This is a genomic window from Reyranella sp., from assembly GCF_965279625.1.
Classification (GTDB): domain Bacteria; phylum Pseudomonadota; class Alphaproteobacteria; order Reyranellales; family Reyranellaceae; genus Reyranella.
This window is the reverse complement of record NZ_OZ257251.1, coordinates 4039483-4054088: the sequence shown is the minus strand read 5'-3', so window position 1 is coordinate 4054088 and position 14606 is coordinate 4039483. Positions and strand designations below refer to the sequence as shown.

Annotated in this window: 13 protein-coding genes; 12 read left to right on the top strand and 1 reads right to left on the bottom strand. The window is 67.1% G+C overall.

The features are described 5' to 3' along the window. Positions 1–6: 6 nt before the first annotated feature. Positions 7–867: an isocitrate lyase/PEP mutase family protein gene (locus tag ACQY78_RS19730; RefSeq protein ID WP_428677846.1), complete on the bottom strand. Its 861-nt coding sequence runs from the start codon at positions 865–867 to the stop codon at positions 7–9. Between the two features lie 190 nt (positions 868–1057). Between ACQY78_RS19730 and ACQY78_RS19725 the strand changes: the two genes are divergently transcribed. The 12 genes from ACQY78_RS19725 to ACQY78_RS19670 all read left to right on the top strand — a co-directional run bounded on the left by ACQY78_RS19725 (position 1058) and on the right by ACQY78_RS19670 (position 14570). After that, positions 1058–2425, top strand: a complete 1368-nt coding sequence (locus ACQY78_RS19725; RefSeq protein ID WP_428677844.1) for an MFS transporter — start codon at positions 1058–1060, stop codon at positions 2423–2425. Between the two features lie 28 nt (positions 2426–2453). Further along, the gene (locus ACQY78_RS19720) at positions 2454–3653 is read left to right on the top strand and encodes an acyl-CoA dehydrogenase family protein (RefSeq protein WP_428677842.1); all 1200 of its coding nucleotides are present in this window, start codon (positions 2454–2456) and stop codon (positions 3651–3653) included. A gap of 21 nt (positions 3654–3674) precedes the next feature. Then, on the top strand, positions 3675–4100 hold the full coding sequence (locus ACQY78_RS19715) for a VOC family protein (protein ID WP_428677840.1): 426 nt from the start codon (positions 3675–3677) through the stop codon (positions 4098–4100). Continuing rightward, a complete protein-coding gene (locus tag ACQY78_RS19710) occupies positions 4100–5983 on the top strand; it encodes an alpha/beta hydrolase domain-containing protein (protein ID WP_428677838.1) in 1884 nt (627 codons plus the stop codon). The genes ACQY78_RS19715 and ACQY78_RS19710 overlap by 1 nt, the downstream gene beginning before the upstream one ends. Positions 5984–6007: 24 nt before the next feature. Next, positions 6008–7072, top strand: coding sequence for a ketopantoate reductase family protein (locus ACQY78_RS19705; RefSeq protein WP_428677836.1), 1065 nt, complete (start codon positions 6008–6010; stop codon positions 7070–7072). Between the two features lie 223 nt (positions 7073–7295). Then, positions 7296–8888: a TIGR04028 family ABC transporter substrate-binding protein gene (locus ACQY78_RS19700; RefSeq protein ID WP_428686441.1), complete on the top strand. Its 1593-nt coding sequence runs from the start codon at positions 7296–7298 to the stop codon at positions 8886–8888. A gap of 14 nt (positions 8889–8902) precedes the next feature. Beyond that, positions 8903–9847 carry an ABC transporter permease gene (locus ACQY78_RS19695; protein WP_428677834.1) on the top strand — a complete coding sequence of 315 codons (945 nt, stop codon included), beginning with the start codon at positions 8903–8905 and terminating at the stop codon, positions 9845–9847. Beyond that, entirely contained in the window at positions 9844–10701 is an 858-nt protein-coding gene (locus ACQY78_RS19690) for an ABC transporter permease (RefSeq protein WP_428677833.1), read from the top strand. Before ACQY78_RS19695 ends, ACQY78_RS19690 begins: the two co-directional genes overlap by 4 nt. Beyond that, on the top strand, positions 10698–12362 hold the full coding sequence (locus ACQY78_RS19685; RefSeq protein WP_428677832.1) for a dipeptide ABC transporter ATP-binding protein: 1665 nt from the start codon (positions 10698–10700) through the stop codon (positions 12360–12362). The genes ACQY78_RS19690 and ACQY78_RS19685 overlap by 4 nt, the downstream gene beginning before the upstream one ends. After that, a complete protein-coding gene (locus tag ACQY78_RS19680; RefSeq protein WP_428677830.1) occupies positions 12359–13393 on the top strand; it encodes a putative FMN-dependent luciferase-like monooxygenase in 1035 nt (344 codons plus the stop codon). Before ACQY78_RS19685 ends, ACQY78_RS19680 begins: the two co-directional genes overlap by 4 nt. Next, positions 13390–13965, top strand: coding sequence for a CMD domain protein (locus tag ACQY78_RS19675; RefSeq protein WP_428677829.1), 576 nt, complete (start codon positions 13390–13392; stop codon positions 13963–13965). Before ACQY78_RS19680 ends, ACQY78_RS19675 begins: the two co-directional genes overlap by 4 nt. Beyond that, positions 13962–14570, top strand: coding sequence for an alkylhydroperoxidase domain protein (locus ACQY78_RS19670; RefSeq protein WP_428677827.1), 609 nt, complete (start codon positions 13962–13964; stop codon positions 14568–14570). The genes ACQY78_RS19675 and ACQY78_RS19670 overlap by 4 nt, the downstream gene beginning before the upstream one ends. Positions 14571–14606: the final 36 nt, after the last annotated feature.

Here is a 14606-nt window from a genome sequence, read left to right as displayed (position 1 = left end):
TGAAAATCAGCCGCCCAGGAAGTCCTTCGTCCAGCGCGCATAGTCGGCGTCGCGCGTGACCTTCTTCATGAACTCGGGGCTCGCCACGCCCTGCAGCTTCGACGGCTGCGTTCCGTCGCGCAGGGCCTTCAGCGTATCGTACACGGCCTTCACGGCCGCAGCGAAGGGCTGGTGGCCCTGCAACGCAATGCGGACGCGGCGCGCGCTGAGATAGGCCAGGTCGGTGAGATCGCCCGACACGCCACCCAGGATGATTGGCAGCGTCGTCGCAGCGGAAATGGCGTCGAGCTCGGCGCGGGTGCGCACCCCCACGAAGAACAGCGCGTCGACACCCGCCGCCTCGTAGGCCTTGCCGCGGGCAATCGCGTCGTCCAACCCCGTGATGGTGATCGCGCTGGTGCGGCCGGCGATGCAGAGCGCCGGGTCCTGCCGACCGCCGAGGGCGGCCTTCATCTTGGCCACACCCTCGTCGATCGAGATCAGCCGGGGCGTGGTGGTGCCGTACGGCGTCGGCAGATCAGTATCCTCGAGGCTGAGGCCGCAGACGCCGGCGGTCTCGAGTTCCTCGACGGTGCGGCGGGCGTTCAGCGCGTTGCCGTAGCCATGATCGGCATCGACCATGAGCGGCAGGTTGCCGGCCCGATTTATGCGATAGGCTTGGCCGGCAAACTCGCTCAAGGTCAGGACGATCAGGTCGGGCGCGCCCAGCACGGTCATGGAGGCGACCGAGCCGGCGAACATGCCGATCTCGAAACCCAGGTCCTCGGCGATGCGGGCGGAGATCGGATCGAACACCGAGCCCGGATGGAGACAGCGGTCGCCCGCGAGCAGTGCCCGGAAACGTTTCCGACGGTCGGTCCAATGCATGACGATCATCTCCCCCAATGCCCCTCCTCTTTAGCAAAGGAGGGGGCTGCCATGCAGCGATGCATTTCGACGGGCAAACAGGGGACCGGCCGCGTCTTGCCGGTCGCTCGCCGGCGGGCGTAGCGTTACAGCCAGGACGCGATGAAGTGCGCGGCATCCGTCCGAAACAAAAGCGCACGGGGGAAATGCCATGTTCGACGTTCTCGACCGGCAGACCAAGCTGACCGGCAACCAGAAGAAGATCATCGCCGCGGCGGTGATCGGCGACGCACTCGAATTCTTCGATTACTTTCTCATCGGCTTCGTTCTTGCGTTCCTGATCGGGCCGTGGAAGCTCACGTTCGGACAGTCGGCCATCGTGCTGCTGTCGTCCGGCGTGGGCGCCATCCTCGGCGCCTATATTTGGGGCTGGCTCGCCGACCGCATCGGCCGCCGCAAGGTTTTCATCGGCACCGTCCTCAACTTCTCGATCGCCACCGGCCTGCTCTATTTCACGCCGGAGAACGGCTGGATCTACATCACCATCATGCGCTTCTTCGTGGGCTTCGGTGTCGGCGGCCTCTATTGCGTCGATCTTCCGCTGGTCCAGGAATTCGTGCCGGCGCGCAAGCGTGGCTGGGTCGGTGGCCTCGTGACCTGCGTTATCCCGCTCGGCGTCGGCCTCGGTGCGGTGCTGGGCGCCTTCATGGGCGCCGACCAATGGCGCCTGCTGTTCGCGATCGGTGTGCTGCCGTCTCTCATGGTCCTGGTGGTTCGCCTGTGGGTGCCGGAATCGCCGGTCTGGCTCGTGCGCCAGGGCCGCTACGAAGAAGCCCGTACGTCGCTGGCCTGGGCGCTGCAGATGAAGCCCGAGGAGCTGCCGCTGCCGCGGGCGCCGGTGGTCGAGCCGCCCAAGGTGAGCTGGTTCGACCTCTTCAAGTATCCGCGCAGCGTGCTGGTCTCCTGGCTCGGCAATGCCGGGGCGCAGACAGGCGTGTACGGCGTCACCCTGTGGGCGCCCTCCCTGTTCGTGCTGCTCCTGAAGGTGACGCCGCAGGAAGCCGCCAAGATGATGATCCTGCTCACCGTCATGGGGTTCCTCGGCCGCCTGTCCTTCTCCTACCTGTCGGACAAGATCGGACGGCGAGCCGGTGGCGGCCTGATCGGACTGGGCGCCGGCGTGCTGATCATCGTAGCAGGGTACAACTACAACACCACGATCATGGGGCTCTCGGCCCTGTGGCTGCTGCTGGCGCTCGCCTTCTTCTTCGCCGATGGCGGCTTCGCGATCGTGGGCCCCTACGCCGCCGAAGTCTGGCCCTCGCATCTGCGCACCACCGGCATGGGCTCGGCCTATGGCTTCGGCGGCATCGGCAAGATCATCGGACCGCTCGGCCTGGCCCTGATCGTCGGATCGAACAACTACCTGAAACCCGACGTCCCGCTGCCGCAGATACCCACGGCCTTTCTCTATCTCGGCTGCTGGTTCCTGATGGCCGGCGTGGTCTATTATTTCTTTGGGATGGAAACCAAGGGGAAGTCGATCGCGCAGATCGACCGGGAACTGGCTCCTGCCTGATGCACACGCATTTTCGAAGAGGATGATCGTGGATACGCTGATCCCGTCCGCCGCCGAACTCGCCGGCAACCCTGGCCTGATCTCCCGTGCCGAAGCCATCCGGCCGGCCGTCGAGGCCGCTTCCAACGAGATCGAGGAGACGCGCCGGCTGCCGCCGGCGCTGCTCGACAAGCTTCACGAGGCACAGCTGTTCCGGCTGCTGTTGCCGAGATCGTCGAACGGGATCGAGACCGATCCCGTGACCTTCTTCCATATCATCGAGACGATCGCCCGCGGTGACGCCTCCGCGGCCTGGTGCCTGAGCCAGGCCGGCGGCTGCGCCATGTCGGCGGCCTATCTCGACCTGCCGGTCGCCCGCGCGATCTTCGGCGACGATCCCCGTGCCGTGCTGGCCTGGGGCCCAGGTCCCAAAGTCAGGGCCGTCGAATGCGAAGGCGGCTACCGCGTAACCGGTGTCTGGGCCTTCGCGTCCGGCGGCCGCCACGCCACCTGGCTGGGCGCCCACTGCCCGATCTTCAAGGCCGACGGCTCGCCGCGGCTCGACGAAAACGGCCGGCAGCAGGAACGCACCATGCTGGTGCGCACCGGCGACGTGGTCTGGACCGACATCTGGAACACGGTGGGCCTGCGCGGCACGGCGAGCGACCAGTTCGCGCTCGACGATTTCTTCGTGCGCGCCGACCATTCGATCACCCGCGACTTCGAACTCGAATGCCGCGAGGCCGGCCCGCTCTACAGGATGGGTGCCGGCACCTGCTATCAGGTCGGCTTCGCGGGCGTGGCCTGCGGCATCGCCCGCGGTGCACTCGACTGCTTCCTCGACGTCGCGCGCAACAAGGTCCCGCGCGGCCTCAAGAGCCCGCTGCGCGACAATGCCGTGGTGCAGTCCAATCTGGCGCAGGCCGAGGTCAATCTCCGCGCCGCGCGCGCCTTCGTGCTGCAGTCGATGGCCGGCATCTGGAAGGACCTCTCGGCCGGCAACAAGATCACCGTCGAGCAGCGCATCACCGTCCGCATGGCCGCGACCAACGCGATCCACAAGGCCAAGGACGCCGTCGACTTCGCCTACAATGCGGCGGGAGCCACGGCGATCTTCGAGAGCCATCCGCTGCAACGCCGCTTCCGCGACATCCACACCGTGACCCAGCAACTGCAGGGCCGGCTTTCCCATTTCGAGACCGTCGGCGCCTGGATGATGGGCGCCGACGCCGATCTTACCTTCGTCTGACCTGATCCCCGGAGACCGACCATGCCGCTTGGCCCCCTTCAGCACTACACGATCGAACCTTCCGACCTCGAAGCGACCAAGGACTTCTATTGCGACGTCCTGGGGCTCGAGAACGGCGACCGGCCGCCGCTCGGCTTCCCCGGCTACTGGCTCTATTCCGGCGGCGTCGCCACCGTGCACCTGCTGGGCGAGCGCAAGCCGCGCGAGGGCATCGTGGTGCGCGGCACCGAAAAGAAGTTCGACGACACCGGCCGGTTCGATCATATCGCCTTCGCGGCCAGCGACCTGCCCGGCGTCCGCAAGCGCCTGCAGTCTAAGAATGTGAGGTTCCGCGAGCAGATCGTGCCGCGCACCGGCGCCGCGCAGATCTTCCTCTATGACCCTGACGGCGTCGGCGTGGAGCTGAACTTTCCGGCCGAAGAGGTCCAGGCGGAAGCCAGGACCTAGTGCTCCTCTCCCTCGAGATCGAGAAGGTCGAACCCCTCGCCGACGGCGCCTCCTTCGGCGAGGTGGGTGCATACGAGCGCGTCATCGCCGTCGCCAAAGGCGAGGTCGATCCCAAGCTGCCCGCCAACAGCGGCATCGCCCTGATCGACAAGGCGCCGCGCAATGCCGCCGGCAAGGTCGAGTACGCGACCAGCGTCTTCATCCTTCGCCCCAAGGACTCTACGCGCGGCAATGGACGCATCCTCTACGAGGTGAACAATCGCGGCCGCAAGATGCTGTTCGGCAACATCGCCGACGGCCCGCAGGGCGTGAACGATCCCAGGACGCTGGCGGATCTCGGCAACGCCTTCCCGTTGCGGCTGGGCTACACGATCGTCTGGTCGGGCTGGGACCCCGACGCACCGCGCGCCAACATGGGCCTCGCCTTGACGGCGCCGGTGGCAACGAACAACGGCCAGCCGATCGTGCAGACGGTCCGCGAGGAATGGGTCTCGGGCACGCGAGTCGGCGTGCTGGAGACGTTCAAGCTGTCCCACGAGGCCGCGACGCTCGAACAGCCGCGGGCGCGCCTCACCGTGCGCGAGCGCGCCGACGACGAGCCGCGCGAACTGCCGCTGAACCAGTGGTCCTTCGTCGACGCCCGCTCGATCAGGCTGCGCGAGGGCACGCAGGCGAAGCCCGGCTTCCTTTACGAATTCCACTACGAAGCGAAGGATCCCAAAATCCAGGGTCTGGGCTTCGCCGCGACGCGCGACGTGGTGAGCTGGTTGCGCCACTCGCCCGATTCGGTGAAGGCCACCGGCGGGCCCATGACGCATGCGCTAGCCATCGGCTTCTCCCAGGCCGGCCGCTACCTGCGCAATCACATCTCCGAAGGCTTCAACCGCGACGAACAGGGACGCCGCGTGTTCGACGGAATCCATAGCCATATCGCGGGCGTCGGCCGCGTGTTCTTCAATACGCCCTTCGCCCAGCCGGCGCGCACCAACACCCAGCACGAGGATCACGGCTTCCCCGAGAACGAGTTTCCATTCTCGACGGCGACGCTTGGCGATCCGCTGACCGGCAAGAGCGGCTCGCTGTTCCGGGGGGACGGCTCCGACCCGTTGCTGATCGAGACCAACACCTCGACCGAGTATTGGCAGAAGGGCGCCTCGCTCCTGCACACCGATCCGCTCGGCACCGTAGACGTGACCCTGCCGGAGAATTCCCGTGTCTACATGATCGCGGGCACGCAGCATGGCGGACGCGCCGGCGCCACGACCGATCCCGGTCCGAACCTCAATCCGCGCAACCCGCACAATCCGATGCCGGCGGTCCGCGCCCTGCTGGTCGCGCTCGACGAATGGATCGTGTCGGGCAAGGCGCCGCCGCCCAGCCGCGTGCCGACGCTGGCGGCCGGCACATTGGTCGAGCCCGACAAGACCGGCTTCCCCGCCGTGCCCGGTGCCGCGATCGTGCGCACCACCAACGTCGTGGCGCCTCCCGGCGACTGGGTAAAGCCCGTCGTTTCCGACAAGAGCTATCGCACCCTGGTGAGCAAGGTTGACGCCGACGGCAACGAGGTCGCGGGCATCCGCCTGCCCGACATCGCCGTACCGCTGGCCACTTACACCGGCTGGAACGAGTACAAGCCGCCCTACCCCGCCGGCGAGATCGCCGACCGTGACGGCAGCTACCTGCCGCTGCCGCTCGACAAGGCCGCGCGCGAAGCCGCGGGCGATCCACGGCCCTCGATTGCCGAACGCTACAGGAGCGGCACCGACTACGTGGCCAGGGTCCAGGCGGTCGTCACGCAACTGATGGCCGACCGGCTGCTGCTGGCCGAGGACGCCGAACGCTATCTCGACCGCGCGCGCAAAGAGCCGCGCGTCGCACCTTAACAATCAGCCTAACGGGAGATCAGGATGAGTAAGCGAATCGCCGTCGTCGGCACGGGAGCATTGGGGGGTTATGTCGGCGGCTATCTCGCGCATGCCGGCCACGACGTCACGCTGATCGACTTCTGGCCGGAGAACATCGAGATCATCCGCAAACGTGGCCTCGAGCTCGACGGCGTGACGCCGGAAGAGAAGTTCACGGTCACCAAGGCGAAGACCATGCATCTCACCGAGATGCAGGACCTGTCGCGCCAGAAGCCGATCGACATCGCCTTCGTGTCGATGAAGTCCTACGACACCGAATGGGCGACGGCGCTGATCAAGCAGTATCTGGCGCCGGACGGCTACGTCGTGTCGCTGCAGAACTGCCTTAACGAAGAGCGCATCGCGGGCGTCGTCGGCTGGGGCAAGACGGTCGGCATGGTCGCGTCGCTGATCTCGGTCGACATGTACGAAGCCGGCAAGATCCGACGCACCGTCTCCAAGGGCGGCGACAAGCACACGGTCTTCCGCGTCGGCGAGGTCCATGGCCGCATCACCAAGCGGGTCGAGGAACTGCGCGAGATGGTCGGCATGATCGACAGCGCCAAGACCACGACCAACCTGTGGGGCGAGCGCTGGTCCAAGCTCTGCCAGAACGGCATGAAGAACGGCGTCTCGGCCGCCACCGGCATGACCGGCACCGACTGCGACCGCAACGACGCCGTGCGCCGCTTCTCGATCAAGCTGGGCGGCGAGGCGGTACGCGTCGGCCAGGCGCTGGGCTATCACATCGAGAAGATCGGCAAGTTCGAGCCCGAACTGCTGGCGCGCGCCGCGGAAGACGACAGGGCCGCGCTGGACGAAGTCGAGGCGATCCTGCGCCCGGGTTCGAACACCAATCCCAATCCGCGCGCGGACATCCAGCGCCCCTCGATGGCACAGGATATCATCAAGGGCCGCCGCACCGAGATCGAGTTCATGAACGGCTATATCGCCGAGCGCGGCGACTTCATCGGCGTGAAGGCACCGACCCACGCCAGGCTCACCGAGATCGTGAAGAAGGTCGAGCGCAAGGAGCTGGCGCCGTCCGCCGCTCTTCTCGGAGGATAATTTTCCTTCTGCCGGCGAAGCAGGGAGCAAGACCTGCTTCGCCGGGCCGCCTATTTTGACAATCTGCTCTGTGTAATTGCCGGAACCGCGCGGCCATATATCCCTCTCGCACGGCGAGATTCGGCCCAAATTCTGCATGGCGTCTCCCGTGCCCTAAAGGCTCGAGGGGGTTGTCGTGATTCAGGTGAAGTACCAGCGGTTTCTGGCCGGCGCGTTCGCGTCGCTGGCGTCCATCGCCGTCCTCGCGGGAGGCGCCGCATCGCAGACGGCGGTCACCAAGGGCGGGACGCTGATCTACCTGGAGCAGCAGCCGCACACCAACCTGTACCCGCCGGCCGGGGGCTTCTATCCCAACGGCGGCGTCCTCAATCAGATCACCGACAAGCTCACCTACCAGAATCCGAAGACACTCGAGATCGAGCCATGGATCGCCGAGAGCTGGACGGTCAACGCCGACGCGACCGAATACACGTTCAAGATCTGCCCCGGCGTCACCTTCTCCGACGGCACGCCGGTCGATGCCGCCGCCGTCGCCAAGAACTTCGACACGTACGGGCTCGGTAACAAGGAGCTGAAGCAGCCCGTCTCCGAGGTCATCACCAACTACAAGGGCAGCGAGGTCATCGATCCGCTGACCGTTAAGTTCTTCTTCACCAAGCCGTCGGTCGGCTTCCTGCAGGGCACATCGGTGATCGGCTCGGGGCTGGTGTCGCTGAAAACGCTGGCCCTGCCGTTCGACGCGCTGGGCGATGCCACCAAGATCATCGGCTCCGGCCCGTTCGTGGTGAAGAGCGAGGTGCTCGGCCGCGAACTCGTGATGGAGGCCCGCAAGGACTACAAATGGGGTCCGGCCAAGCTCGCCCATCAGGGCCGCGCCAACCTCGACGGCATCAAGTACGTCGTGACGCCCGAAGACAGCGTGCGCATCGGCGCGCTGCTGGCCGGCCAGGCCAACGTAATCCGCCAGGTCCAGGCCTATGACGAGAAGCAGGTCCAGTCGAAGGGCTTCATCGTCTACGCCGCATCGACGCGCGGCGTGAACAACACAGTCGTGTTCCGGCCCGACAATCCCCTGGTCTCCGACATCCGCGTGCGCAAGGCGCTGCTGCACGCGACCAACGCCAAGGAGATCGTGGCGACGCTGTTCTCGGCCAACTATCCGCAGGCCAAGTCGATCATCGCCTCGACCGCGCAGGGCTATGTCGACCAGTCGGCCAAGCTCGCATACGACCCGGCGCTCGCGGCCAAGCTCCTCGACGAAGCCGGCTGGACGATCGGCCCGAAGGGCCTGCGCCAGAAGGACGGCAAGGAGCTCGTGTTGCAGGCCTATGAATCGCCGCCGCAGCCGCAGAACAAGGAGACGCTGCAGCTCGTCGCCCAGCAATGGGCCAAGGTCGGCGTGAAGCTGAACGTGCTGGCGGGCGATGCCGGCAGCCGCGTCGCCGACAGCCTTGACCCGGCGAAGACGCCCGTCGCGCCGGCGATGGTCGGCCGCGCCGATCCCGACGTGATCCGCAGCCAGTACTATCCGACGACGCGCAACGTGCTGCTGCAGAAGGGCGGCGTCAGCAACAAGGTCCAGAGCTTCGTTGACGAGAAACTGAACGGACTGCTTGAAGAGATCGCCGCCGCCACCGATCCGGTGAAGCGCATCGCCCTGGTGGGCGAAGTGCAGGCCTATGTGATCGACCAGGGCTACACGATCCCGATCTTCGAGGAGCCCCAGGCCTTCGCCGCTTCGCCGAAGGTCAAGGACTTCACCTTCGAGGCGGTGGGCCGCCCGAGCTTCTACACGACCTGGATCGCGCCCAAGTAGGCGCCGAGGCAACCATGGCGCGTTATCTCCTCGGCAGGGTCGGCCAGGCCCTGGCCGTGCTGGCCCTGACCTTCACCGCGGCCTTCCTGCTGCTGCAGGTGCTGCCGGGCGACGCGATCATGATCAAGTTCATGAGCCCCGACATGGGACTCTCGGCCGACCAGATCGCCGAGATCCGCGCCTCCTACGGCGCGGATCGTCCGCTGTGGGAGCGGTATTTCGCAACCGTTGGCAACTTCCTCACCGGCAATTTCGGCATCTCGATCCAGGCGGGCGTGCCCGTCAGCCAGCAGCTTGCGACCAACCTGCCGCCGACCCTGCTGCTCGCGTCGCTCGCCTTCGCCGCGGCCCTGATCCTGACGATCATCCTTGCCACCGTCTCGAACATGGTGGGCATGGAGTGGCTGCGCGCCGGGCTGCAGGCCCTGCCCTCGCTGTTCATCTCCGTGCCGGTCTTCTGGCTCGGCATCATGCTGATCCAGATCTTCTCGTTTCAGCTCGGGCTGGTCTCGGTCATCAGCCCCGGCCCGGTCGAACGGCTGATCCTGCCCGTCCTGACCCTCGCCATCCCGATCTCCGCGCCGCTTGCGCAGATCCTGATGCGCAACATCGACCAGGTGCTGGCACAGCCCTTCGTCGCCGTCGCCCGCGCCAAGGGTGCCTCGCGCAACTGGGTCCTGTGGCGGCACGTGGCGCGCAACGCCATCATGCCGACGCTCACCATCGCCGGCGTGCTGTTCGGCGAGTTGCTGGCCGGTGCCGTCGTCACCGAGGCGGTGTTTGGCCTCAGCGGCCTGGGCGGTCTCACCTACCAGGCCGTGGGTAACCACGACACGGCGGTGCTGCAGGCCATCGTCGTGATCTCGGCGCTCGCGTTCGTCACGATCAACCTGATCGTCGACCTGCTCTATCCGGTGCTCGACCCCCGGCTTGGCACCAAGGCGGGAGCCGCGACATGACCGCAGAAACCGCAAGCGGCTCGATGGCCGACGCTCCCGCCCGCTGGACCACCCGGTTCAAGCGCGTGCCGGTCACGTTGGCCCTCGCCTGGGTCGTCGTGTTCATCGTGCTCGCCTGGGCCGCGCTGCCGTCGCTCTTCACCGGCTACAGCGGCACCGAAGGCGTGCCGGGCGAGCAACTCCGCCCGCCCAGCGCGGAGCACGTGCTGGGGACCGACGGGCTGGGCCGCGACGTCTATGCCCGCATCGTCTACGGCGCGCGGCACTCGCTGTCCGGCGCCTTCGTCGCCGTCACCGTGGGATTGATTCTGGGCACCCTGCTCGGCCTGATTGCCGGCGCGCGGGGCGGCTGGATCGACGCGGTGATCATGCGGCTGGTCGATTCGATGCTCGCCGTGCCCTCCCTGCTGCTTTCGCTCAGCATCATCGTCCTGCTGGGCTTCGGCACCATCAATGTCGCGATCGCCGTTGGTGCCGTCTCGGTCGCACGCTTCGCCAGGCTTGCGCGCTCGGAAGTCGTGCGCGTGCGGCGCAGCGAGTATGTCGAGGCGGCGTACGGCAGCGGCGGCACCTTCTGGGCCGTGCTCTACCGCCATGTCCTGCCCAATTCGCTGACCTCGGTCATCGCATTGGCGGCCCTACAGTTCGGCTCGGCCATTCTCGCCATCTCGACGCTGGGCTTCCTGGGCTACGGCGCACCGCCGCCGACCCCCGAATGGGGCCTGCTGATCGCGGAAGGCCGCAATTACCTGTCGCGCGCCTGGTGGCTCACCGCGGCGCCGGGCCTCGTGGTCGTGCTGGTCGTGCTCTCCGCAGATCGCATCAGCAAGGCACTGGGCAGTACCGCACCATGACCGTCACGCCCCTCCTCCAGGTCGAGGACCTGGCGATTGCCTACAAGACGGGGGACCGCGAACAACGCGTCGTGCACGGCGTCTCCTTCAGCGTCGCCCCGGGCGAAGTTGTGGCGCTGGTGGGTGAATCCGGTTCCGGCAAGACCACGACGGCCCAGGCGACACTCGGGCTGCTGGCCGGCAACGGCCGGGTCGAGAGCGGCATCATCCGCCTGAACGGCACCGACATCACGCACTGGTCGCAGAAGCGGCTGGATTCCATCCGCGGCGCCGTCGTCAGCCTGATCCCGCAGGATCCCGGCAGCTCGCTCAACCCGGTCCGAACCATCGGCTCGCAGCTCGCCGAGGTGCTGCAGATCCACAAGCGCGGCGACCGCAAGGCGATCCATGCGCGGGTCATCGAACTATTGGAGCGCGTGGGCCTGACGCCGGCCGAGATGCGCGCGCGCCAGTACCCGCACGAACTCTCCGGCGGCATGAAGCAGCGCGTGCTGATCGCGATCGCCGTCGCCCTCAGTCCGGCGCTGATCGTGGCCGACGAGCCGACCAGCGCGCTCGATGTCACGGTGCAACGGCGCATCCTCGACCTGATCGACGAGCTGCGTCGCGAGAGCGGCACGGCGGTGCTGCTGGTGACACACGATCTCGGCGTCGCCGCCGACCGAGCCGACCGTCTCGTCGTGCTACAGAACGGCCGCATCCAGGAACAGGGGCCCGTGAAGGACGTTCTGGCAGCCCCGCGCAGCGCCTATACGCGCCGTCTGCTGGCCGATGCGCCGTCGCTCGGCAAACCGCGGCCGTCCCGGCCGGCCACCGACGGCCAGGACTTCGCCATCGAGGTGACGGGCCTCACGCACGATTTCCCGGTGAGCGGTGGCGAGGCCAAGTCGTTCCGCGCCGTCGACAACCTGTCCTTCAAGGTCCGCCGCGGCACCACCCATGCGATCGTGGGCGAATCGGGTTCGGGCAAGACGACCGCGATCCGCAGCGTCGTCGGCTTCATCAAGCCGACGGCCGGACGCATCCTGGTCGACGGAGTCGATCTCACCACCCTGAAGGGCGAGAAGCTGCGGCAGTTCCGAAAGCACATCCAGCTCGTCTACCAGAATCCCTTCGGCTCCCTCGATCCACGCCAGACCATCGCCCGCATCGTCGAGGAACCGCTGCTCAATTTCGAGCCCATCCCTGCCGCCGATCGTGCCCGCAAGGTGCGAGACATGCTGGCCCGCGTCGGTCTCTCCGAGGGTTTCCTCGAACGCCATCCGCGCGCTTTGTCGGGCGGTCAGCGGCAGAGGGTCGCCATCGCCCGTGCCCTCGTCCTCGATCCGCGCGTGCTGGTGCTCGACGAGGCGGTGTCCGCCCTCGACGTCACCGTGCAGGCGCAGATCCTGTCCCTGCTCGACGAGCTGCAGAAGACGCTGGGCCTCACCTACCTGTTCGTTTCCCACGACCTCGCCGTGGTCCGGCAGATCTCGGACACCGTGTCGGTCATGCACAAAGGCCGGCAGGTCGACGGCGGTCCGATCGAGACCGTCTTCGGGCAGCCCGACAGCGCCTATACGCGCGAGCTGATCGATGCCATCCCGGGCCGCGCCCTGCCGGTCCTCGATGTGCCCGTCCTTGCCGGGCCGCCCGAACTTCCCCCAAGGTTGAGCCCATGACCAAGTTTCCGATCAAGCGCCTCGGCTTCTTCACCCGCCTTCTCGACCAGGTCGATGCGGCCGAGCGCTACCGCCTCGCCACCGAGCAGATCCGGCATGCCGAGAAATGCGGATTCGATTCGGCCTGGATCGCCCAGCACCATTTCCATGAGGGCGAAGGCGGATTGCCCGCCCCCTTCGTGTTCCTGTCCCATGTCGCAGCCCACACGTCGCGAATCCGGCTGGGCACCGGCATCGTCACCCTGCCCCTGGAACTGCCGATCCGCGTCGCCGAGGATGCCGTCGTCACCGACCTGATGAGCGGCGGCCGCCTCGAAGTCGGCGTCGGACCGGGTGGCAACATGACGGCTTTCACCGCCTTCGGCCTCGAAAGCGACCAGCGGCATGCGCTGTTCGATCACAACCTCGCCATGCTGAGGGCCGCCTGGTCAGGGGACCCGCTGCCCGGCGGCGACAAGCTCTATCCGTCGAACCCGACCCTGGTCGACCGCATCTGGCAGGCGACTTTCACCGTTTCGGGGGCCCGCCGCGCCGGACTGGCGGGCGACGGCCTGATGCTGTCGCGCACCCAGCCGCGCTCTCCGGAGGCGCCGCAGGCCTCGCTGGCCGACATCCAGAACCCGATGCTCGATGCCTATCTGGAGGCGCTGCCCAAGGGCGTGGAACCGCGCATCCTCGCCTCGCGCACCATCTTCATCGCGGACGACCGCAACGAGGCGATGCGCCTGGCCGAGGCCGGCCTGTCGCGCATGCGCCACCGGCTGGCCGCCACCGGCAACTTCAGCTCGGGCAGCCTGGTCGGCGACCTGATCAGGGCCATGGACGTGCATATCGGGACGCCCGACGAGGTGATCGCCTCGTTGCAGGCCGACTCGACCCTGCAGCGTTCGACAGATCTCACGATGCAGGTTCACTCGATCGATCCGCCGCACCCGTATATTCTGCGGTCGATCGAGCTGTTCGCCGGAAAGGTGGCGCCCGCATTGGGCTGGGCGCCGGAAGTCAAAGCGGGGACGAGACAAGTCGCATGACCGATGTGATCGACAGCCTGGTGGGTATCGCGCCGGGCTCCAAGCTGGATGCGATCCGTGCCCAGCGCTCCGAGGCGCGCAAGCACGCGCAGGCGAGTTACACTTCGCTGTTCGAGCCGAAGGAACTGGGCGGCGTCAGCGCCGACGAACGCCACGCCATAGCGTCGTTCGTCGCGGGCCTGCACGGCGAGCCCAAGACGGATGCTTTCTATGCCGCCAAGCTGCCGGCTGCCTTGCGCAGCGCCGTCACCGCTGAGGCAGCGACCGCGAGGACCAAGGGACCTTACGGCCACTTTCCCAAGGGCCCGCTTTCGGTCGAGGATGCACCCGGTCCGACCTGGAAGGTGAGCGATGCCGGACGTTCGGCGCTGGGGCCCCGCCTCGCCGCCGCCTTCGAGCACACGCACATGCTGGTGTTCCATCCGCGCGATTCATCGGCGGCGGCGTTACAGTCCCTGCTCGACGCCGGCTGGTCGACCAACGACATCGTGACGGTCTCCCAGCTCGTCTCCTTCCTGTCCTACCAGATCCGGGTCGTGTCCGGCCTGGGCGTCCTCGCGAGCACCCTATGAGCACCGACAAGACCCTGATGCCGCCGCCGCACACCGAGCCGGTGGTCTTCACCCGCGACATGCTCGACTGGCTGCCCTGGCTCGAGCCGATGGCGGAAGCCGACATGACCGAGCACCACATCAAGAGCCTGGTCGACGCAGCGCGCGTGAAGTCGCCGTACTTCCGGCTGCTGGCGCGCGATCCCGACGTGCTGGAGGCCCGCACGCGGACGGACAAGGACATCTTCTACAATCCCGAGGCCGGGCTGCCGCGCGCCGAGCGTGAGCTGGCGGCGGCGGCGACGTCGCGGTTGAACGGGTGCATCTACTGCGCCTCGGTCCATTCCCGCTTCGCCGCGACCTATTCCAAGCGCGTGGACGACGTGCAGCGCCTGCTCGACGAAGGCGTCGAGGCCAAGCTGGACGAGCGCTGGGAGGCAATCGTCGCCGCCTCGGTCGCGCTGACCGCCCTGCCGCTGACCTTCGGCAAGGAGCATGTCGAGCGCCTGCGCGCCGTCGGCCTCGACGATGCGGCCATCGCCGACCTCATCGGCGCGGCCTCGTTCTTCAACTGGGCCAACCGCCTGATGCTTTCCCTCGGCGTGCCAGCCACGCAGCCTAAGTAGGCAATGACCTCACCCTGGGGAGCGCTCCGCAGGATG